The 474-nt window shown below is 75.5% G+C and carries 1 protein-coding gene; it reads right to left on the bottom strand.

Annotated elements, in window-relative coordinates; translation table 11 throughout:
* Positions 1-86: 86 nt before the first annotated feature.
* Positions 87-474, bottom strand: a 388-nt coding sequence (locus N790_RS04235) for a diguanylate cyclase domain-containing protein (RefSeq protein ID WP_043801167.1), incomplete at its 5' end; no start/stop codon positions are given.

Genomic DNA, 474 nt, shown 5'->3' on the forward strand with positions numbered 1-474 from the left:
AGTCCGGCCGACGCCGCCCCGGGCGATCGCGTCACCGCCCGCCTGGCCGACGGCCGGCTGCGGCTGCGGGTGGAGCCCGACGCCGGCTAGTCGGCGTCCGGGATCGCCGGCGCCCGCCCCAGGGCCACCGGCCCCGCGAACTCCACGCCTTCGGCGCGGCCGTTCTTGGCGCGGTACATGGCCTCGTCGGCCTTGCGCAGCAGGCCTTCGGATTCATCGCCATCCTCGGGGAAGCGGGCGATGCCGATGCTCGCGCCCACCACCACCCAGTGGCCCTCGATCGGCACGGGCCGGCTGATCGCCGCCTGCACCCGCATGGCCACCGCGCGCAGCCAGTCTTCGCCGGTACTGGCGTCGGTGCCGACGATGACCAGGAATTCGTCGCCGCCCATGCGCGCCACCACGTCGCCCGGGCGCACCGATTCGCTCAGCCGCTTGCCGATCTCGGCCAGCAGGCGGTCGCCGGCGGCGTGG

Source organism: Arenimonas malthae CC-JY-1 (genome assembly GCF_000747075.1).
Classification (GTDB): domain Bacteria; phylum Pseudomonadota; class Gammaproteobacteria; order Xanthomonadales; family Xanthomonadaceae; genus Arenimonas; species Arenimonas malthae.